Origin of the sequence: Rothia sp. HMSC066G02 (genome assembly GCF_001813145.1) — a bacterium.
Classification (GTDB): Bacteria; Actinomycetota; Actinomycetes; order Actinomycetales; family Micrococcaceae; genus Rothia.
This window is the reverse complement of record NZ_KV811599.1, coordinates 180,709-200,971: the sequence shown is the minus strand read 5'-3', so window position 1 is coordinate 200,971 and position 20,263 is coordinate 180,709. Positions and strand designations below refer to the sequence as shown.

The window sequence follows — 20,263 nt, the reverse complement described above, 5'->3', positions numbered from 1 at the left end:
AAACGCCCCTGCAACCCGAAAATGGGTGAAGTAGACCACAAAAAGGACCTTGAAAGGGTCTCAAACACCCTCACAAACACCAAACTACCTAGTCAGTGCGTTTTATGGGTGCTAAAAAATCTTTAAAAAACTTCCAAAAAACCTTATAAACGCAGAAGAAACCACTCAAACCCTCACAGAATGCCCTCTAGAACCCCCTCCGCAGCCCCTATTCCCATACCCTGCGCTTGATTCCTAACCCTGCACGATTCCTAACTCTGCATTTGGGTACCCATACCTATAGATGCGAAAAAGCCCCTCCCCTTCCATCCTGTAATGAATAGAAGAAGAGGGGTGCAGCTACAGAGTGCTGAGCTGATTAGTACTGGGGAGGCGCCTCATTCGCCATATTGTTGAAGCGCGAATACTTACCGCTAAACGCCAACGGGATAGTACGAGTCGGACCACCACGGTGCTTAGCAATAATCATGTCCGCCTCACCCACGCGCTCACTATCCGGGTTATACATATCCTCACGATGCAGCAGAATCACCATATCCGCATCCTGCTCAATAGAACCCGACTCACGCAGATCCGAAACCATCGGACGCTTATCAGTACGCTGCTCCGAACCACGGTTCAGCTGAGACAGCGCAATCACCGGAACATCCAGCTCCTTAGCCAACAGCTTCAGGCTACGAGAGAACTCCGAAACCTCCTGCTGACGCGACTCAACCTTCTTACCCGAACTCATCAGCTGCAGGTAGTCCAGCACCACAAGCTTCAAATCATTACGCTGCTTGAGACGACGGCACTTCGCACGAATCTCCATCAGAGTCATATTCGGCGAATCATCAATAAAGAGAGGAGCAGAATCAATACGCCCCTGCAGAGTCGCCAGGTTCGTCCAGCCCTCAGTATCCAGGTCACCCTTCTTCAGACGACCCATCGAAATCTTGCCCTCCGCAGAGAGAATACGCATCGCCAACTCAGTACGACTCATCTCCAGCGAGAAAAACACAGTCGTCATCTGATGATGAATAGCCGCCGAACGAGCAATATCAAGAGCCAGAGTTGACTTACCCACACCCGGACGAGCCGCAATAACAATCATCTGGCCGCCATGCAGACCACCGGTCAGCTCATCAAACTCAATAAAGTCAGTCGGCACACCGTACACGCCATCCGGGCGGTTCGAGTTCGCATCAATCTCATTGATGGTCTCCTCCAACGCCTCAGAGAAAGACACATAGTCTTCCTTCGCGTTACCATCAGTCACCGCATAAATCTCAGCCTGCGCCTGATCCACCAAAGTATCGACCTCAGTCTCATTGGCGTAACCCAGCTGAGCGATCTTCGTACCCGCCTCAATCAGGCGGCGCATAATCGCGTGCTCCTTAACAATCTCAGCGTAATACTGAGCGTTAGCAGCAGTCGGAACCGACGCAATCAGCGTATGAATATAGGACGCGCCGCCCACACGAGTCAGCTCGCCGCGCTTCTTCAGCTCATCAGCAACCGTAATCGCATCCGCAGGGCTGCCGTGACCATAGAGAGAAAGAATCGCCTCATAAATCGTCTCGTGCGCCGGCTTATAGAAATCAGAGGCACGCAGGCTCTCAACCACATCCGCAATAGCGTCCTTCGACAGCAGCATGCCACCGAGCACCGACTGCTCAGCCACATCATCATGGGGCATAGTGCGGGAACCATAATCAATGGCAGTTTCAGACATGCTTATCCTCGCGTTTCAATCCGATATCTACGACGTTCCAGAAACAATTTCTGCAGAACTCCTATGCTAGTTTCTCACGAAGGCACACGCGAAATACATACACGCCTAATGGGCCGCGCGCAGATAATCCTCAATCTTCTCAACGGCGAGCGCCGCACCATCCATAGTGCGCATTGCCTCACCCAGCTGCCGTGCCCTAGCGCGCATGCCCTCATCGCTGAGCAGACGGCCCAGAATATCGCGCACATTGCCGCGGCGCACATCATTCTTCGTAAAGCGCAGGGCGTTACCGTAGCGCACGCACTCCTCAATATTCCAGCTTTGCTCAGCCTGCATCGCAATACCGGCAAACGGCACACCCGCCAGGCACGCCGTCTGTACCGTCCCCTCACCGCCGTGGGTCATCGAGGCATCAATATGGCTGGCAAGCAGATGCGCCGGAACAGTCCCAGCGAAATGGATATTGCTGCCCAGCATGCTGGTATCCGAGAGCTGCACCCCGCCGCCGACCAGCACATCCACCGGAGCGGCTGACAACTGCTGCAGCACCTGCACCAAAATATCTGCGGAGCCAGATGAGCCCATTCCCACGTAAATCAGTGGCCGCTCCCTGGGCTCGCGAACAATCTGCGGCAGTTCACCGGGCGCACGGTAATAAATAGGACCCACACTAACATCGGGTTCTACCAAAGAATCCCCACGCAGCTGCGTAAACAGAGAACAGATAAGATTCACATCGGCGCTGAGCATATCCACAGTACGGCGAGGAAGCCTCAGCCCATGCTCACGTGCCACACGGGTGAAAGAAGTCGGCTTATACGACATCACTCGCGCCACCGCACGCAACCACCCCGGTGCCGCAAGCTCGCCACCTACAGGTTTCTTCGAAAAATACGTCGACGAGTAAGCGTACGGGCGCGCATAGAAAATAGGGACACCCGCAATACGCGCAGACAGCAGCATCGTCAGATTAGAACCAATCACCACAGCATCCGCGCTAAAGTCACGAATAGCCTCAAGCTCAGCGTTGACCCGCCGACGCACCATATCGGTCGTGAAAGGATGCCGCACTCCCCTACCCTGATCCAGCGCCATAATCTGCTCCGCCTCAGCATCGCTCATAATTGGCTCGCGAAGATGCACAGGAAGCCCCGCATTTTCCAGCAGTCCCAAGTACTTAGGGGAATACACATGGAACAAGACCGTATGACCTCGCTCCCGAGCCACACGCGCTATCTCAATACAGCGCGTGGTTTCACCCATATTGAAGCTTTCGGGAGAGAAAAGAATACGGCTCATAACAAACTCCGGTAGGCGCACACGTGACTGAGCCGAATCTGCGACTCATAACCTCACCAGTGTAAAACGGAGCCCCAGTATTCCCTCGGATAGAGAGGAATACTGGGGCTCCGTTTCGCTGTATAAGCTTTGCGGTGTGATTCTGTCTTACTTCTTACGCAGAATCAGACCGATAGCGCCAATGTGGTCCGCGTGGCGGCGGAACACACCGCGCATACCCAGCACACGCTCACGAATCTGCGGCTTACGCGCCAGATTGAACGCAATCTTCGCAACGCCAGCGGGACCCTCATCAGCCAGCAAACGCTTCGGCTCCAGCAGAGCCATATCGGTCTGGTACACATCCAGCACCTCAAAGCCAGCCTCTTCCGCCAGGGCAGTCCACTCGGCAACAGTCAGCGGGCGGGCATTCACACGGATCGTGCGCGCCAAATCCTTCTGAATCTCTTCCTTCAGCTCAGGACGCAGGTAATCGGGAACCAGCGACATCTCGTGAATAGCGTAGTAACCGCCCGGACGCAGCAGACGAGCCGCCTCACGCATAATCTCCAGCTTGTGCTTATCGGTCTGCATGGTCAGCATCGCCTCGCCCACCACGGCATCGTAACTTTCCGAAGGCAGACCGGTCTCCTGAGCGCTAGCGTTCACCACACGGTAGTTCGGCTTAGTCGATGCGCCAATACGCTCGGTCACGATTTCAGCAGCCTTGGGGTCAAGATCCACACCGGTATAGCTCTTGGGGGAACGCTTCACAATCTCCAGGGCGGTAATACCCAGGCCCGGCGCAAACTCCACGACGTCAATGTCGCCGCCCAGAGCACGAGCCAGCAGCCAGTTGGTGGTCTCGCGGCCGCCGGGGCGCAGAACCTTCTTGCCCAGCTGAGCCAGCAGCCAGTGACCTGCTGCCTTTTCGGCGGGGCGGTCGGTACCGGGAACGGAAGGGGTCTTAGACACGGAAGACAACTCCTCAATACTTGTATTTAATATGCAAAATTTATCTTTCCCAATTCTAGACCCGCCACCCCAAGAAAGGAAATGTGACGTTATATAGAAGTGTGGTTGCCCTTTGTTACAGCATGCCGCAACACCACTACAGCCATCCTTGCCACACACCCTAGAGATTAAACAGAAACTGGAGCTGAACCTCTCGGTCCAACCCCAGTCTCATCACACACACATACATACGAAAATCAGAGCCACTTCCGCAAGGAAAGTCCAACTTTCTGATGGTCCTCTCGAACCATCTATATAAAGTATTACGCGTAAACCTTTATTCCCTGTAGGTTAAAGCTGTAAGAAAGCTGGGAATAGATTTTTCTTCAAAATCGAGGTGCAGCACCCCGGATTTCACGCGGAAACTACACGTCGCGTTAAAAGAAGAAAGGCAAGGCGCTTTTGCCTTGCCATCCTTCTTTCGCTAGCGGGCGACCCCGCTACACGAAACACACACATTCACATCGCAGTCCTCTCGAACCAACACTTATAGTAAACACCCCCAACCTTATGGGAGGATTGAATTTCGCTGGAAACAAGCTGGGAGAAAACCAACAGAACCCTGAGAGCTTTGATATTGTGCAGTTCGCGGACTCTAAACCGGGCTAATAAGCCGCCATATACAGACCCAGCAGCACCAACGGGTTAACCGCTACAGAAATAACCGCCAAGCAAATATTAGCCACGCGGTACTGACGGAACTTCACCAGACCCACCAGCGCGCACACCAGCGCAACACTGGACGCAAGGCCGCCAACCACCAGCAAAAGAAGCAGAAGAGCAGTAGCGACATTCGCGTCCGCAAATGGGATAACCGCTAGAGCGCACAGCAGCAAATTGATGCACTCCAACACCACACCCGTGGACAGAAGCTGCGCGCTAGAAGACAAACGTGAAAAAGATCGAGCCATGTCTACCAGTCTACGGGGTCAATTGGCGTACTTCGCAGCCGCAACCGCTCTAGCCACCAATCCTTCTACTACCCTACCCCTATTCTCAACCTCTCAAAAACAATGTTTCACGTGAAACATGCACCGGAGCGGGCACAGCTATGGGTACAACAAACGGGGTGCCCCTCACGAAGAGGGACACCCCGTCCGACACTCAACGCCGCAGCATCAAAGCACCAGCGTCAAATATCTAAAAATCTACTTACGCAGCAGCAACGACGTCCAGGACAACGTTAGCGACAACGTCAGCGTGCAGGCGGACAGTCACCTTGTACTCACCGGTGCGCTTGATAGCGGAACCCAGGTGGATGGTGCGCTTGTCAACGGAGCCAATGCCAGCAGCCTCAATAGCCTCAGCAATAGCCTCAGCCTTGACGGTACCGAACAGGCGGCCGTCAGCGCCAGCCTTGTGTGCAACGACAACCGGCTTAGCAGCCAGGGACGCAGCAATTGCCTGAGCCTCTTCCAGAGAAGCCTTAGCACGAGCCGCACGAGCGGCGCGGATGGACTCAACCTGCTTCTCGCCACCCTGGGTCCAGGTCACGGCGAAGCCGCGGGGCAGCAGGTAGTTACGTGCGTAACCGTCCTTAACGGTGACAACATCGCCAGCTGCACCGAGGCCGGAAACTTCCTGAGTCAGAATGATCTTAGCCATGTTACTGTCTCTCCTTCTCTTTAGCGGCCAGCGCCGGAGTAGGGCAGCAGTGCAACTTCGCGGGCGTTCTTAATAGCCTGAGCGATCTTGCGCTGCTCCTGAACGGTCACGCCAGTCACGCGGCGAGCGCGGATCTTGCCGCGGTCGGAGATGAACTTGCGCAGAAGTGCGACGTCCTTGTAGTCGATAACGGTGACGTCAGCAGCCTTGAGGGGGTTCTGCTTGGGTTTGGGCTTACGGATTTCAGCCTTAGCCATCGTGGTGCTCCTTAGAGTTGGGAGCCCGCGGCGGATAACCGCGGGATGGATTGATAAATTACTATTCGGAAAACGAAACCGGCTTAGAACGGAGGTTCGTCGTCGGCGCCGCTACCCCAGTCATAGTTACCACCAGACTGAGAACTCCACGGATCAGCAGCAGGAGCTGCGGGGGCCGCCGGAGCAGCCGGAGCGGAGTAGCCAGACTGGCCAGAGTAACCATTACCCTGAGCAGCAGCAAAATTGTTCTGCTGAGGAGCGGAGAAACCGCCCTGAGCAGCAGCGTTGTACCCAGCGCCACCACCAAAGCCACCCTGTGCACCGCCACCGAAGTTATTACCTCCGGCAGAACGCTGTGCGCGAGTCACCTGAGCAGTAGCAAAACGCAGAGTCGGGCCGATCTCCTCGACCTCAAGCTCAAACGAAGTACGACGCTCGCCTTCCTTGGTCTCGTACGAGCGAGACTTCAGACGGCCCTGCGCGATAACCTGAGTACCCTTCTTCAGAGTCTCTGCAACATTCTCAGCGTAACCACGCCACACCGACGCACGCAGGAACAGGGTCTCCCCATCCTCCCACTGGTTCGTCTGGCGGTTAAAAGTACGCGGAGTCGATGCGATCGTGAAATTAGCAACCGCCGCACCCGCAGGGGTGTAACGAAGCTCCGGATCGCCAGTCAGATTACCAATAACGGTAATAACGGTATCGCCTGCCATTTGATGCCTCCTCGATAAGAGTTACAAGTATGTTGAATCCAGTACAGCGCAACCCCCTGACATTTTTAGGGGGTCAGCCGACCGGCAAGAAACAACTACTTGCTGGAGATCTTCTGATCCTCCGGGCGGATGATCTTGGTACGCATGACGGACTCGTTCAGGTTCAGAACACGATCGAGCTCAGCTGCGGTCTCGGGGGTAGAGGTGAAGTTCACCACTGCGTAGATACCCTCAGACTTCTTCTGGATCTCGTATGCCAGGCGACGACGGCCCCAGATATCGACGTTGTCGACGGAACCACCCTCGTTGGTCACGATCTCGAGGAACTTGGACAGCGACGGCTCAACCGCACGGTCCTCAACCTCGGGGCTGAGGATAACCATCAGTTCATATGCACGCATGATTAAACCCCTCCTTTGGGCTAAACGGCTATGGGATTTCCATAGCAGGAGATTCATTGTGCTCTACACGTGAAGCACACCGGGTGGGGAACACGCATAGATTTCTTAACAATACACGAGAAAAAGCAGATAGAACAGTACCGCACCGCGTGACCTCAACCATGCGATGCGGTACCGAAAACCGCAGAAGCTACGCTTTCTGACGCTGCTCCCACCACTGCACCAGACGAGCCTTCGCCTCCTCCTCAGGAAGCGAACCCTCATCCAGACGCAAATTCAACAAGAACTTATACGCCTCACCCACCACCGGGCCCGGCGCAATACCAAGAATCTGCATAATCTGACCGCCATCCAGATCCGGACGGATCGAATCCAGCTCCTCCTGAGCAGCCAACTCAGCAATACGACGCTCCAAATCGTCATACGCCTCAGCCAGCGAGCGCGACAGACGACGATTACGAGTCGTCACATCAGAACGCGACACACGATGCAGACGCTCCAGCTGATCGCCCGCATCACGCACATAGCGGCGCACCGCAGAATCAGTCCAACCCGACTCACGGTAACCATAGAACCGCATATGCAGCTCCACCAGACGAGCCACAGCCTTAATCGTGTCATTATCAAAACGCAGCGCACGCATACGCTTCTTCACCATCTTCGCGCCCACCACCTCATGGTGCAGGAACGAGACGGAGCCGTCCTTCTCAAACTTACGAGTCTTCGGCTTACCAATATCGTGCATCAACGCCGCAAAACGCAGAATAAAATCAGGAGCCGGGCACGGGCCATCCTCGTCCGTCTCCTTCTCCATCGCCTGCTCCATCACCTTCAACGAATGCGCATACACATCCTTATGGTGATGCGCAGGATCCATCTCCATACGCAACGCAGGAAGCTCCGGCAACACATAATCCGCCAAACCCGTATCCACCAGCAGGTTCAAACCCACCCGCGGATAATCCGCCTCAATCAGCTTCACCAGCTCATCACGCACACGCTCAGCCGAAATAATCTCAATACGGCCAGCCATCTCACGCATCGCCTCGAAAACCTCCGGGGCAACCTCAAGATTAAAACGCGCAGCAAAACGAGCCGCACGCATCATACGCAGCGGATCCTCAGAAAAAGACTCCTCCGGCGAGCGCGGAGTACGCAAAACACCCGCACGCAAATCCTCAACGCCACCAAACAAGTCAACAACCTCACCACTGGGCAAAGCCGCCGCCATCGCATTAATCGTGAAATCACGACGCACCAAATCGGCGCTCAAATCCGTGCCGAACTCCACCGTCGGCTTACGCGAATCCGAAACATACACCTCAGCACGGTACGTGGTCACCTCATACACCACGCCATTCTTCCGCGCACTAATCGTGCCGTACTCCTTGCCGATATCCCACGTATGCTCACCCCACCCACGCAGAATCTGCTCGCTCTGCTCCGGAGTAGCATCCGTCGTCAAATCAAAATCAGTGAAATGGCCGCCATCATCCAGCAGATTGTCGCGGACAATACCGCCCACCAAGTACAGCTCAAAACCCGCCGCACGGTACAGTTCTCCCAGCTCGGCGGCATCCGGGTACTTCGACACAACATCAATAATCAGCGACATAATCCTTTAATCGTGCCAGAAAAACCACCCACACGCCCACCCCACACCCACAACACCCCACCAAAGACAGCTATCTCACCCCAAACCGAGGCACCAAAACCTCAGCCTATCGGTTAAGGTAGAACCATGAGCATTCCCGTACCCCGCGCCCCCAAAACGCGCTTCACCGCGCCCGCGCGAGCGGTACCCGCCCCCGAAGAAGTCTCCGCAGGCGGGCTCATCATCGACTTCGACCGACCCGAACAGCTACCCGTAGCCATCATCGCCCGCATCAACCGCAACGGACAACGCGAATGGTGCCTACCCAAAGGCCACATCGAACACGGAGAAACCACCGTCGAAGCCGCACAACGCGAAATCAGCGAAGAAACCGGAATCACCGGCTACCCCGTAGCCTCCCTCGGCACCATCGCCTACTGGTTCACCTCCAACGGCACGCGCATCCACAAAACCGTGCACCACTACCTCTTCGCAGCAACCGGCGGCGAACTGAGCATCGACAACGACCCCGACCACGAAGCAATCGACGTCGCATGGGTCCCCCTCGAAGAGCTCCCCACCCGCCTCTCATTCGCCAACGAGCAACACATCGCCCGCAGCGCGCGCGAATACATCACCACCCAGCTCTAAACACCCGTTAAATAGAGCCCCAAAAACTAAAAGAAGCAATCACCCGCCGAAACAGGAGAGACATACGTGGCACGTAACGACGCCCGCTCAAGCGCAATCATGGCAGCAGGCACCCTCGTCTCGCGCATCCTCGGATTCGTCAAGACCATCCTGCTCACCGTAGCCATCGGCTCACTCTCAACCGTCGGCGACGTCTTCGAAACCGCCAACACCCTACCCAACCTCATCTACGTCCTAGTAGCAGGCGGCGTGTTCAACGCAGTCCTCGTACCCCAAATCATCAAGGCGGCCAAAGCACAAGACGGCGGCGCACGATATATCTCCAAACTCGTCACCCTCACCGTCACCGCAATCGGCCTCATCACCATTATCACTGTCGCCTGCGCCTGGCCCATCATCAGCATTATGGGCTCAGGATGGAGCCCCGAACAACGGCAGCTCGGCTTCATCTTCTCCCTCTGGTGCCTACCCCAAATCTTCTTCTACGGCCTCTACACCGTCATCGGACAGGTCCTCAACGCCAAAGACGCATTCGGCGCCTACATGTGGTCGCCCGTACTCAACAACGTCATCACCATCCTGTCGCTGATCCTGTTCATCTTCCTCTTCGGCGCACAAACCCCCAACCCCAACCCGATTCACACCGTAGACAACTGGACCAACGCACAGACCCTCGTGCTCGCAGGCTCCTCCACCTTCGGCGTCATCATGCAGGCGCTCGTCCTGTTCATCCCCCTACGCAAGCTCGGCCTGCGCCTCAAGCCCGACTTCGCGTGGCGAGGCATCGGCCTGCGCGCAGCTTCCAAGCTCGCCGCCTGGACCCTCGCCTCCGGCATCATCTCCAACCTCGCATTCCTCTACATGACCAAGGTCGCCGCAGGCATCGTCGGTCAGCGCGAACACTACGCCGCCCTCGGCATCCAAATCCCCGGCCTGCAGGCACTCAACTACGCCTCCATGCTGTACATGCTCCCACACGGCGTCATCGGCATCTCCATCGCCACCGTGCTCTTCAACCGCATGAGCGCCTCCGCCATCGCCGACGACAGCGACAGCGTCATCTACGCACTCTCCCACGGCCTACGCAACGCAGCAGTAGCCACCGTCTTCTGCATGGTCGCACTCATGGTACTCGCAGGCCCCGTCGCCGTGCTCTTCAGCGGCGGCGACCCCATCGCAGCAACCATCATCGCCAAGCTCATCGTCATCACCGCGCTCGGCACCCCCACCCTCACCATCAACTACCTCTACAGCCGCGTGCTCTACGCCCGCGAAGACGCACGCACCCCCTTCCGCATCCAGGTGTACTCCGCCATCATCATGGTCATCATGAGCTTCGCAGCGTCCCTGCTCGACGCACAGTACACCGTGTATATGCTCGCCTTCATCTACCCGGTGCACAACATCCTGATCCTGTTCATCAGCCACCACATGGTCCGCCGCCGCCTCGGCTACTACGGCCAGCGCGGCATCGTCAGCACCTACGCCCGCACCACCCTCGCGTCCCTCTTCGCCGGCGGAATCGCAGCCATCGCGCTCTGGCTGCTCGGCGGCTACCAGCTCGACGGATTCGCCTGGGCCTCCAAGCTCACCGCAATCATCACCCTCGCCGTATGCGGCACCGTCATGGGCCTGGCATACCTCGCCGGCATACAGATCTTCCGCGTCAAGGAAGCCAACGCACTACTGGCGCCCCTCACCTCCAAACTTGAGCGTTTTGCCCGCCGCTAAAGCAGCACACAACGCCCAACCCGGGTAGCTGCCCGTGCACCCACCTCACCCCACGCCGGGGCCCGCAGAGGACACAGGCAACCACCCGGACGCCACAAACTATCACTCAGCCCCAGCATCCTTCAATGCCGGGTAGAATCTAATAGTCAGGGCCCGCCACACGGCAGGCACTATGAAACCACCTCGGGAGAACACGTTGTCGCAACAGATTCCGGTCGGATCGGTCCTCGGAGGCCGCTACGAGATCACCGCACACATCATCATTACGGCAGAATCCGACATGGTGCTTGAAGGCACCGACCAGATTCTCAACCGTAAGGTCTCGGTCGTCGTCGCATCGCCCAGCCGCAGCGCACTGCTGGAAGCAAACTCCCGCGCGCTCGCAACCAACGCACGCGGCAACATCCAGATTCTCGACCTGGGCATCACCCCCGAAGGTAGCCGCTACCTCGTCACCTCCCACACCCGCCCCGACACCCTGCTGGACACCCTGCTGGTCGAAAACCACGCACTCTCCAACGCAGAAGACGCGCTGGGCACCGAAATCTTCGGCGACTCCGAAAGCGGCAGCTCCCCCAACACCTACGAGAAGGTCTCTGCTTCCAGCGCCAACCAGGAGAGCATCACCGCTGCCAAGAACTGGAACGCATCCGACAGCGCAGCCGTCACCGCGTACTCCGAACCCACCAGCATCTACGAGGATGACGAAGACGAAGAAGACGGCAGCCGCGGCACCTGGGCCGTCGCCCTGGCAGCAGTCCTGCTGCTCGTCATCGTCGCAGGCGGTATCCTCACCTCCCTGGGCGCAATCGGCTCCAACCAGGCAGCCGCACCGCACACCCCCAAGTCCTCTATGTCCGCCTCCGAATCGGCTGCGGCAAACGCCAGCGCATCGGCATCCCCGACCGCTAAGGCATCGAACGCACCGGCGAAGATCGCGTCCGTGGCTCGCTTCGTGCCCTCGAACCCCACGTTCATGAACGACATGGACACCCTCATCCCGAACCTGACCGACGGTAACGCCAACACCGCATGGATCAGCTACGGCTTCGGCACCGCCAACTACGCCGGCACCATCAAGGAATTCGGCCTGGCACTGAAGCTGCAGACCCCCACCGTCGTCTCCAAGTTGACCATTCAGCAGAACACCGGCACCGGCGGCTCCTTCACCGTCTACACCAACAGCTCTGCATCCCTGGACGGTGCGGTTGAGGTCGGCAAGGGCACCTTCGAAGGCAAGGACGCGGTCGTCACCCTGGACACCTCCAAGCAGAGCGCGGAAAAGGGCGCCTACGTGATCATCGTGGTCAACGAGCTGCCTCGCCTCTCCCTGCCGATTGGAACGTGGAATTACGGTCTGCGCATCAACGAAATCAAGGTGGACTAATCAACTCATAACGTGACGCCGACAGGGCGCTCGCACCCCAGACACAAGGGCGGGACTTCTGAACTCAACGATTCGGAAGCCCCGCCCTTTTTGATGTTCATTTATGACTCTTTATGGCAGGGTCGCTACTCAAAGATTCACAGTGCGCGGAGTATCTGGATAAGGGTCCCCAAAAAATGGAATAATCGAGGATAAAGCTCTGTTATAAGGACAGAACGAAAGACCTACAACGGAAAGATATATCTGATGACTGAGAATCTGGGAGGCCTCTTCGGAGGCTCCGCCCTGGGCAATCTGAACCTCGCTTCCGCACCCGCCACCAAGGCGGCACCGGCAGCCGAGGTTGAGGCCGACGCAACCGTCCACAACGTCATTATTGTGGGCTCCGGCCCCGCTGGTTACACCGCGGCAATCTACGCGGCACGCGCCGAGTTGAAGCCTGTCCTCTTCGCCAGCTCCCTGGCGCCCGGCGGCTCCCTCATGAACACCACCGAGGTCGAGAACTTCCCCGGATTCATTCAGGGCATCCAGGGCCCCGAGCTGATGGAGAACATCGGCCAGCAGGCTGAGCGTTTCGGCACTGACATCCGCTACCAGGACGTAGAGAAGGTTGAACTCACCGGCGACGTGAAGAAGGTCTACACCGCTGACGGCGCCGTTCACCTGGCAAAGACCGTCATCATGACCACCGGTTCTCAGGTCCGTAAGCTCAACATCGAGGGCGAAGACCGACTCTCCGGTTACGGCGTCTCCTGGTGCGCAACCTGCGATGGCTTCTTCTTCAAGGACAAGGAAATCGCAGTGGTCGGCGGTGGCGACTCCGCGCTGGAGGAGGCACTGTTCCTGACGACCTTCGCATCCAAGGTGTACCTGGTGCACCGCCGCGATTCTTTCCGCGCTTCGGAAATCATGCAGACCCGCGTGTTCAACAACCCGAAGATTGAGGTTGTCTGGGACTCGGCTGTCACCGCCGTTCACGGCGAGAGCAACCTCGAGTCGATCACCCTGACCAACACCAAGGACGGTTCTGAGCGCCAGCTGGCTGTTCAGGGTCTGTTCATCGCTATTGGCTCCGATCCTCGCGTGGAACTGGTACGTGACCAGCTGGAGATTACCGAGAACCACACCATCGCGGTTCAGGGTCGTTCCTCGAAGACTTCCGTTCCCGGCGTTTTCGCTGCCGGTGACGTGATTGACCCGACCTACCGCCAGGCAATTATTGCTGCCGGTTCCGGTGCTGTTGCCGCTCTGGACGCGCAGCACTACCTCGAAAACCTCTAAACTATTCGTATTACTCGCAGGGGAATCCACCCCGTGTCAGAAAGGAGCACTCCATGAGCAGTGCACAGCAGGCAACTGATGCCACTTTTGACGAACTGGTTCTGAAGAACGACAAGCCCGTTATCGTGGACTTCTGGGCTGAATGGTGCGGCCCCTGCCGCATGGTTGGTCCCGTGATTGACGAGATCGCTGGCGAGTACGCCGGTCAGGTCGACGTGGTCAAGGTGGATGTTGAAGCAAGTGGCGATACCGCCATGAAGTACGGCATCACCTCTATTCCCGCCATCTACCTTTTCAAGGGTGGCGAGGTCGTCAAGAAGACCGTAGGCGCTAAGACGAAGCCTGCTCTACTGGCCGAGTTCTCCGAGCACCTGGGCTAATCTTTCGAGAAGCTAAAGAAAAACTCTCGGTGATGTTTCACGTGAAACATCACCGAGGGTTTTTCATATATGCAACTGATTTCAGTTGCTAAATATTGTTTTATGCGAAAATTTAGCCCGAGAAATCAGAATCTAAAACGCGGATAATGCGGTTCAGATCCTCAACATTCGCAAATTCGATGGTCATCTTACCCTTGCGAGCACCCAGCGAAATCTTCACCGAAGTATCGAGCTTGTCAGCAAAAGCCTCCGCAATATAATCCAGGCGCTCACGGTGCTTCTGAGGCTGAGGAGCCTTGCGCTCCTTCACCTCCGCAGCGCCGGATGCATGGTTCACCAGCTCCTCAGTTGCGCGAACCGACAGTCCCTCATTCACAATCTTCTGTGCAAGAGTCTCAATCTGAGCCTGGTCCGTCAGAGCCAGCAGGGCGCGCGCGTGACCCGCGGAGAGAATACCCGCCGCAACGCGACGCTGCACCAGAGCCGGCAGCTTCAGCAGACGAATCGTATTCGAAATCTGGGGGCGAGAACGACCAATACGCTTAGCCAACTGCTCCTGAGTAGTGTCGAACTCCTCCATGAGCTGCTGGTATGCCGCCGCCTCTTCAATGGGGTTCAGCTGGCTGCGGTGCAGGTTCTCCAGCAGGGCGTCACGGAGCAGGTCGCCGTCTTCAGTCTCACGAACAATCGCCGGGATGGTGGTCAGTCCAGCCGCCTGGGTTGCACGCCAGCGGCGCTCACCCATGACCAGCTCATACTTTTCGGTGCCGTTTTCGCGCGAGGGACGCACGACGATCGGTTGCAGAACGCCAATCTCACGTACCGAGTGGATGAGCTCTTCCATGTCCTGCTCATCAAAGTCGGTGCGGGGCTGCTTGCGGTTCGGGTGGATATCGCGAACGTTCAGCTCAGCAAACTGTGCACCGGGAACCGGAACCAGGCCGCCATGCTCTTCGGAAGCGGCCTGCGGGGTGGAGACATCTTCACCAAAGAAGAAGTCCACCGGGCGGCGAGTCAGGGTGGTATTACGCAGTGCCGCACCCATGTCCACACGGGATTTCTTTTTCGATGTTTCACGTGAAACATCCTGCGAGGAGGCGGGAGCTTCGACCTTCTCCTCTACCTTCTGAGCTTCAACAGGCTTTTCCTGAGCGGGTGCAGCTTCAGCGGGCTTAGCTTCTACAGACTCAGCTTTAGTGCTCTTGCGCTGCTTCTCCGGCTTGGCCTCGTGAGCCATTTCAAAGAGGCCGTCAGTTATCGGCTCTTCAATCGGAGTAGATACCTTCTTGGGTGCAGTCTTTACTGCCGCAGTCTTTTCGGATGCCTTCGCCTCAGCATTACCAGAATTCTTCGTACTCTGAGGGATCAGTGCCCCCAGGCCACGACCCAAGCCGCGTCGCTTTTCAGCCATCGTTACTCCTTAGGACTCCCGGACGAGCCCGCTCATTTTTTCTTCTTTATCTAGTGTAAACGAAATAAGCACTCGAAAGCAGGAGTAAAAACCGCACGGCACATCATCCGAATTATTCCTGATAATTAATTCACTAAGGATGTTTTCTTAGGTTTCACTCAGAAAATACCGCATGAAATGAGCCCTTTTGAATCATCAATAGACAATCCAAAAGGGCTCATTTCAAAAGATTTAGATTATGCGGATCGGCGCGAGAGTTCCTGTGCCGCCTCGCGGTAGGCGCGAGCGCCAGTCGACGAAGAATCGTAGGTGATGACGGTCTGCTGATAGCTGGGAGCTTCAGAGATACGAACTGAACGAGGAATCTTGACCCCCAGAGTCTCCTCCGGGAAGTGCTCGCGCACCTCCTCTGCCACCTGGAATGCCAGGTTGGTACGAGCATCGTACATGGTCAGCAGGATTGTACTGATGCGCAGCTTGGAGTTCAGGTGCTTCTGAATCATCTGAATATTCTTCAGCAGCTGGCTCAGACCTTCCAGAGCGTAGTACTCGCACTGGATCGGAATCAGAATCTCTTCTGCCGCAACGAAGGCATTGACAGTCAGCAGGCCGAGGCTCGGCGGGCAGTCGATGAAGACATAGTCTAGGCGCTCCATACCCTGCTTCTCGCGCCATTCGGTGTAATCCATTAGGGCATTCTTGAGGCGAGTCTCGCGTGCCACCAGGGAGACCAGTTCAATCTCCGCGCCTGCAAGGTCGATATTGGCGGGGGCACAGAACAGGCCGGGCATATCGGGGCATTCCTGAACAATTTCAGAAAGCGGCTTATCCTCAATCAGGACGTTGTAGACGCTGGGAACATCCACGCCGTGCTCAATGCCCAGTGCGGTCGAGGCGTTACCCTGCGGGTCGTTATCGATAACCAGGACGTTCAGTCCAGCCTCCGCGAGCGCGGCTGCGAGGTTCACGGCGGTACTGGTTTTACCCACGCCACCCTTCTGGTTCGACACGGTGAAGACACGCGTATGCACAGGCTTGGGGAGTAAATCTGCAACAGATTTCTGAGCTTGAGGAGTCATCGGGTGCCTTCCATATTCCGGGTGGTGTGTCTACGGTGATGCTTCGTCTGATGCCTCGCGTGTGGCAATACTCTGCGGTATTCGTGCGCGAGGAGGATTCGACCTCCACTCCCCCACCGCCCACTCATCTCGGCATGTTTCACGTGAAACATACTCCGTGAGGTGATGAAGTCTGCAATGTTTCACGTGAAACATTGGTGCTGCCCGAATGGTTCTGAAGGGCTCGGTACCCCTTACTGAACCGTCAGGCTTTGATGTAGAAGAGTCTAAGGTTTCAATCCTTCCTTAAGGGTACCCGGCATCAGGTCAATACTCCACGCGAGAGGTCATTCTATGTACTCTGCGGATGCAATTGCCGCGCGCCGCCCGGCAAGCCAGTGCACAAAAATGGGCGGCACCGCGTAAGCCAGCCTATTCACTAGCTCATTGCGGTACCGCCCATTTGAGACGAAACCTTTAGAGGCGAACTCGAACCACCGTCGTCGGCTCTTCCAGCAGGTCACCGCCGGCGGTGAGAATCTCAGTCTCACGCGCGCCGTAACGGTTCAACTTCTTCTTCGCCTTGGTAATCTCCTCCGCGGCACTACGACCCTTCAGAGCCAGCAGCTCACCGGTGCCGCGCAGAATCGGCAGAGTGATGTCCAGCAGGCCCACCAGGGCGGACACAGCGCGTGCAGTCACCACATCGGCCTCCACGGCGCCCACAGCCTGCTCGGCACGCGAGCGCAGCACGGTCACGTTCTCCAGGCCTAGATCCTCGACAACCTCATTCAGCCAAATCACGCGGCGCTCCAGAGGCTCAATCAAAGTCAGCTTCAAATCCGGGCGGGCAATCGCCAGGCACAGACCGGGCAGGCCGGCGCCAGAGCCAACATCAGCCACCGACACATTCGGTGCAATGTACTCCTGCACCACGGCACAGTTCAGCACGTGGCGAGCCCACAGGCGCGGCACCTCACGCGGGCCAATCAGACCGCGCTCAATACCGGTCGTCGCCAAGTGCTGCACGTAGCGCTCCGCCAGAGGCAGACGCTCACCGAACACAGTCTCCGCTGCGGCGCGCTCGCTCTCATTGAGAGCAACCATCGAAGTCTCCATACTAGGCTCCTACCTCGGGAAGAGAAATCACCACGTGGCGGCGGGGACCCTCGCCCTCAGACTCGCTGTACAGGCCAGCAGCAGCCACCACATCGTGCACGACCTTACGCTCGTACGGGCTCAGCGGCTTCATGTGCTCATCACGACCGGTAGCGCGCACCTTCTCAATCGCGTCAGCAGCGATCTTCTCCAGCTGCTCACGGCGCTCAGCGCGGTAACCAGCGATATCCAGAATCAGGCGGGAACGGGTGCCGTTACCAGCCAGGACGGAGAGGCGCACCAGCTCCTGCAGAGCCTCCAGCACCTCGCCGTGGCGACCAACCAGGTGGCGCAGTTCCTCGTTGTCATCATCGTCATTGACGACCGACAGGTAGATGCGGTTATTGCGCACCTCAATATCAATGTCGCCGTCCATATCAACAATATCGAGGAGCTCCTCGAGGTAGTCAGCGGCAATATCGCCTTCCTCGTCGATGTCCTCAAAATCGTCTTCTTCGCCCTCAAGGGGCTCCTCTACCAGCTGCTCCTCAACGAGCTGCTCGTCCTCATATTCCATAGCTTCAGTCACAATAATCCTCGGGGTGTTCGGAGGGGTGTCCTAGGGGTAAAAAGTATCTCATACACGGCGCCGGGCCCGCGCCACACGTGGCGAGAACCCGGCCCGAATCACGGAAGAAAACTACTTCTTTCCGTTCTGCTTATTGCGCTGCTGCTTCTGGCGCTTCTTACTCACCGGCTGCTGGCGCTGACCGGCTGCGGCACGCTCACGCGCCTCCTGCAGGTCCTTCTCGTGCTGCTCGCGGGTCTTACCCACCGGGGGCAGGCCCTTCGCCGCACGGCGGGCGTTCAGCTCACGCTCCGCCTGGGAACCGGGGGTCGGGTTGTTGCGGATAACCCACCACTGCTGACCCAGCGACCAGAGGTTCGAGACGGTCCAGTAGTACAGCACACCAAGGGGGAAGTTAATACCGGAAACAGCGAAGATGATCGGGAAGATGTACATAATCATCTGCTGCTGACGGAACATCGGAGAGTTCAGAGCAGCCTCCGACATGTTCTTCACGCTCAGCTGCTTCTGGATGTAGAACTGGGTGGCGCTCATCAGAACAATCATGATGACCGCCTGAACAACGGTCGCGGTGGCGTCGCCAGCCCCCGGGTGCATCATGGTCGCGAAGAGCTGAGCACCGAAAATCTGGGAGTCGTTGAACTGATGCACTAGCTCAGCCGGCAGCATGAGCACGCCCTGGTTATTCTGCGCTGCGGTGGGCACGCTCATCAGCACCTGGTACAGACCGAAGAAGATCGGCATCTGCGCCAGAATCGGCAGGCAGGAGGCGAAGGGGTTCGTACCGTGCTTACGGTACATTTCCATCTGCTCCTGAGCCATAGCCTGGCGGGAGAGCTGGTCCTTCTTACCCTTGTACTTCTCCTGCAGCTTCGCCATATCGCCCTGCATCGCGGTCATACCGCGCATAGCCTTAATCTGCTTGACGAACAGCGGAATGGTCAGGGTACGCATCACCAGGGTCAGGAAGATAATGCACAGAACCCAAGTCAGGCCGGACGCCGGGTCCATGCCCAGCGAGGTGAAAAGAGTGTGGAACAGCCACAGGACCACGGAGACGATCCATTTAAACGGCCAAAGAATCAAATCAAAAATATTCACGCGGGAATACTCCTTAAGGACTCGGCTAAGTCATTGTGTGGGAGGCGCCGCCTACTCAGGGCGAGCGTCACCACCGGTGTGAGGGGTGTAAAGATGGGGGTGGTTGAGCAGAATAATTTTCGGTTCTGCTCCGGGAACGAAAGTACGCTTCCCCTCCGGAACTGGGTCGATACCTCCGGTAGCCCAGGGGACACACCGCAGAATACGGCGTACCGTCAGGGAAAGCCCGCCCATCGCACCGTGGGTGGTCAGCGCCTCCAGAGCGTAGGCTGAGCAGGTCGGGTAGTAGCGGCACACATCCCCGTAGAGGGGGGACACGACCTTGCGGTAGGCCTTCATGCACGCGATCAGCAGGTTCTGCGGTAGAACGTAGAGAGCCTGCAGGAAAGTTTCCGGCCGCACGAATTCGTTAGGCGCTAGTGCCAGCAGCTCGTCGGGGCCCAGAGTCTCGGCAGATGCGCTATAGGTGCCACTGTGATGCGCGTGGAAGCGTTCTTCACAGCGGTCACGCTGGGAACGACTCACGGCTTCTCCTTGCTCTGAGGCAGGTCGAGCTTAGCGAAAGCAGCCTCGAGTGCCGATTCGTAGTCGCGGCGCAGCTGATCCCAGCTGGCGCTCGCGGAGGCGGGAAGCGCTCGCACAGCAATGGCGTAGCCTTCCGGATGCGCGGCGCAGGTGAGCGCGGCAAGTTCACGCAACCGGCGCTTGACCAGATTGCGTGTGACTGCGTTGCCCACCGCCTTCGACACAATGAAACCTACCTGGGTTGTTTTTCCAGGATTTTTCGCCGTAGATACAACGATGTTCCGACGTCCTGTACGGATGCCGGAACGGAAGGCGTGGGAGAATTCTGCGCTGGTGCGCATACGGTGCCGTTGAGGCAGCACGTGTTCCCCTTTACGTAGTGTGGGAGATTCGGCTCATGTGGTGAGCTGACCTCCGCGTGTATTTCACGCTTAATGATAGTTCGCCCGCCGATGCGTGTGCATCGGCGGGG

General features: G+C 57.3%; 21 protein-coding genes. 5 read left to right on the top strand and 16 right to left on the bottom strand.

The window, feature by feature from the left end; translation table 11 throughout:
* Positions 1-358: 358 nt before the first annotated feature.
* From dnaB to HMPREF2894_RS08835, 9 genes are all read right to left on the bottom strand, one after another.
* Positions 359-1,714, bottom strand: a complete 1,356-nt coding sequence (gene dnaB / locus HMPREF2894_RS08875) for a replicative DNA helicase (RefSeq protein ID WP_005504033.1) — start codon at positions 1,712-1,714, stop codon at positions 359-361.
* A gap of 105 nt (positions 1,715-1,819) precedes the next feature.
* On the bottom strand, positions 1,820-2,836 hold the full coding sequence (locus tag HMPREF2894_RS08870) for a glycosyltransferase (RefSeq protein WP_239664195.1): 1,017 nt from the start codon (positions 2,834-2,836) through the stop codon (positions 1,820-1,822).
* A gap of 324 nt (positions 2,837-3,160) precedes the next feature.
* Positions 3,161-3,967 carry a class I SAM-dependent methyltransferase gene (locus tag HMPREF2894_RS08865; protein ID WP_049326735.1) on the bottom strand — a complete coding sequence of 269 codons (807 nt, stop codon included), beginning with the start codon at positions 3,965-3,967 and terminating at the stop codon, positions 3,161-3,163.
* Positions 3,968-4,611: 644 nt separating this feature from the next.
* Positions 4,612-4,917 (bottom strand): hypothetical protein, encoded by a 306-nt coding sequence (locus tag HMPREF2894_RS08860; protein WP_005504046.1) that lies wholly within the window; start codon positions 4,915-4,917, stop codon positions 4,612-4,614.
* A 241-nt stretch (positions 4,918-5,158) separates the two neighbouring features.
* Positions 5,159-5,611: a 50S ribosomal protein L9 gene (rplI, locus tag HMPREF2894_RS08855; protein ID WP_005504050.1), complete on the bottom strand. Its 453-nt coding sequence runs from the start codon at positions 5,609-5,611 to the stop codon at positions 5,159-5,161.
* Positions 5,612-5,631: 20 nt separating this feature from the next.
* Entirely contained in the window at positions 5,632-5,868 is a 237-nt protein-coding gene (rpsR, locus tag HMPREF2894_RS08850; protein ID WP_004005948.1) for a 30S ribosomal protein S18, read from the bottom strand.
* Between the two features lie 83 nt (positions 5,869-5,951).
* Positions 5,952-6,584 (bottom strand): single-stranded DNA-binding protein, encoded by a 633-nt coding sequence (locus HMPREF2894_RS08845; RefSeq protein WP_005504055.1) that lies wholly within the window; start codon positions 6,582-6,584, stop codon positions 5,952-5,954.
* A 95-nt stretch (positions 6,585-6,679) separates the two neighbouring features.
* Positions 6,680-6,985: a 30S ribosomal protein S6 gene (gene rpsF / locus HMPREF2894_RS08840; protein ID WP_005504056.1), complete on the bottom strand. Its 306-nt coding sequence runs from the start codon at positions 6,983-6,985 to the stop codon at positions 6,680-6,682.
* Between the two features lie 190 nt (positions 6,986-7,175).
* On the bottom strand, positions 7,176-8,600 hold the full coding sequence (locus HMPREF2894_RS08835; protein ID WP_070593511.1) for a CCA tRNA nucleotidyltransferase: 1,425 nt from the start codon (positions 8,598-8,600) through the stop codon (positions 7,176-7,178).
* 126 nt (positions 8,601-8,726) lie between these two features.
* Here HMPREF2894_RS08835 and HMPREF2894_RS08830 point away from each other — a divergent pair, with 126 nt between their 5' ends.
* The 5 genes from HMPREF2894_RS08830 (at position 8,727) to trxA (ending at position 14,009) form a co-directional block, all read left to right on the top strand.
* The gene (locus HMPREF2894_RS08830) at positions 8,727-9,230 is read left to right on the top strand and encodes an NUDIX hydrolase (protein WP_005504058.1); all 504 of its coding nucleotides are present in this window, start codon (positions 8,727-8,729) and stop codon (positions 9,228-9,230) included.
* 66 nt (positions 9,231-9,296) lie between these two features.
* Positions 9,297-10,961, top strand: a complete 1,665-nt coding sequence (murJ, locus tag HMPREF2894_RS08825) for a murein biosynthesis integral membrane protein MurJ (RefSeq protein WP_070593512.1) — start codon at positions 9,297-9,299, stop codon at positions 10,959-10,961.
* Between the two features lie 196 nt (positions 10,962-11,157).
* The gene (locus HMPREF2894_RS08820; RefSeq protein ID WP_246822855.1) at positions 11,158-12,348 is read left to right on the top strand and encodes a serine/threonine protein kinase; all 1,191 of its coding nucleotides are present in this window, start codon (positions 11,158-11,160) and stop codon (positions 12,346-12,348) included.
* Positions 12,349-12,594: 246 nt separating this feature from the next.
* Positions 12,595-13,629 (top strand): thioredoxin-disulfide reductase, encoded by a 1,035-nt coding sequence (gene trxB, locus HMPREF2894_RS08815; RefSeq protein WP_049341938.1) that lies wholly within the window; start codon positions 12,595-12,597, stop codon positions 13,627-13,629.
* 53 nt (positions 13,630-13,682) lie between these two features.
* On the top strand, positions 13,683-14,009 hold the full coding sequence (trxA, locus tag HMPREF2894_RS08810; protein ID WP_049341939.1) for a thioredoxin: 327 nt from the start codon (positions 13,683-13,685) through the stop codon (positions 14,007-14,009).
* Between the two features lie 112 nt (positions 14,010-14,121).
* Here the strand turns inward: trxA and HMPREF2894_RS08805 are convergent, their stop codons facing one another.
* The 7 genes from HMPREF2894_RS08805 to rnpA form a co-directional block, all read right to left on the bottom strand.
* Entirely contained in the window at positions 14,122-15,420 is a 1,299-nt protein-coding gene (locus tag HMPREF2894_RS08805) for a ParB/RepB/Spo0J family partition protein (protein ID WP_070604010.1), read from the bottom strand.
* A 236-nt stretch (positions 15,421-15,656) separates the two neighbouring features.
* A complete protein-coding gene (locus tag HMPREF2894_RS08800; protein ID WP_005504078.1) occupies positions 15,657-16,499 on the bottom strand; it encodes a ParA family protein in 843 nt (280 codons plus the stop codon).
* A 456-nt stretch (positions 16,500-16,955) separates the two neighbouring features.
* On the bottom strand, positions 16,956-17,597 hold the full coding sequence (gene rsmG, locus HMPREF2894_RS08795) for a 16S rRNA (guanine(527)-N(7))-methyltransferase RsmG (protein ID WP_080973341.1): 642 nt from the start codon (positions 17,595-17,597) through the stop codon (positions 16,956-16,958).
* Position 17,598: 1 nt separating this feature from the next.
* Positions 17,599-18,165, bottom strand: coding sequence for a Jag family protein (locus tag HMPREF2894_RS08790; protein ID WP_049341941.1), 567 nt, complete (start codon positions 18,163-18,165; stop codon positions 17,599-17,601).
* A 111-nt stretch (positions 18,166-18,276) separates the two neighbouring features.
* Positions 18,277-19,266 carry a membrane protein insertase YidC gene (gene yidC, locus HMPREF2894_RS08785; RefSeq protein WP_012904383.1) on the bottom strand — a complete coding sequence of 330 codons (990 nt, stop codon included), beginning with the start codon at positions 19,264-19,266 and terminating at the stop codon, positions 18,277-18,279.
* Positions 19,267-19,317: 51 nt separating this feature from the next.
* Entirely contained in the window at positions 19,318-19,791 is a 474-nt protein-coding gene (yidD, locus tag HMPREF2894_RS08780) for a membrane protein insertion efficiency factor YidD (protein ID WP_049341942.1), read from the bottom strand.
* Complete coding sequence (gene rnpA, locus HMPREF2894_RS08775) at positions 19,788-20,153, bottom strand: ribonuclease P protein component (RefSeq protein WP_049341943.1); 366 nt, start codon at positions 20,151-20,153, stop codon at positions 19,788-19,790. Before rnpA ends, yidD begins: the two co-directional genes overlap by 4 nt.
* Between the last annotated feature and the right edge of the window lie 110 nt (positions 20,154-20,263).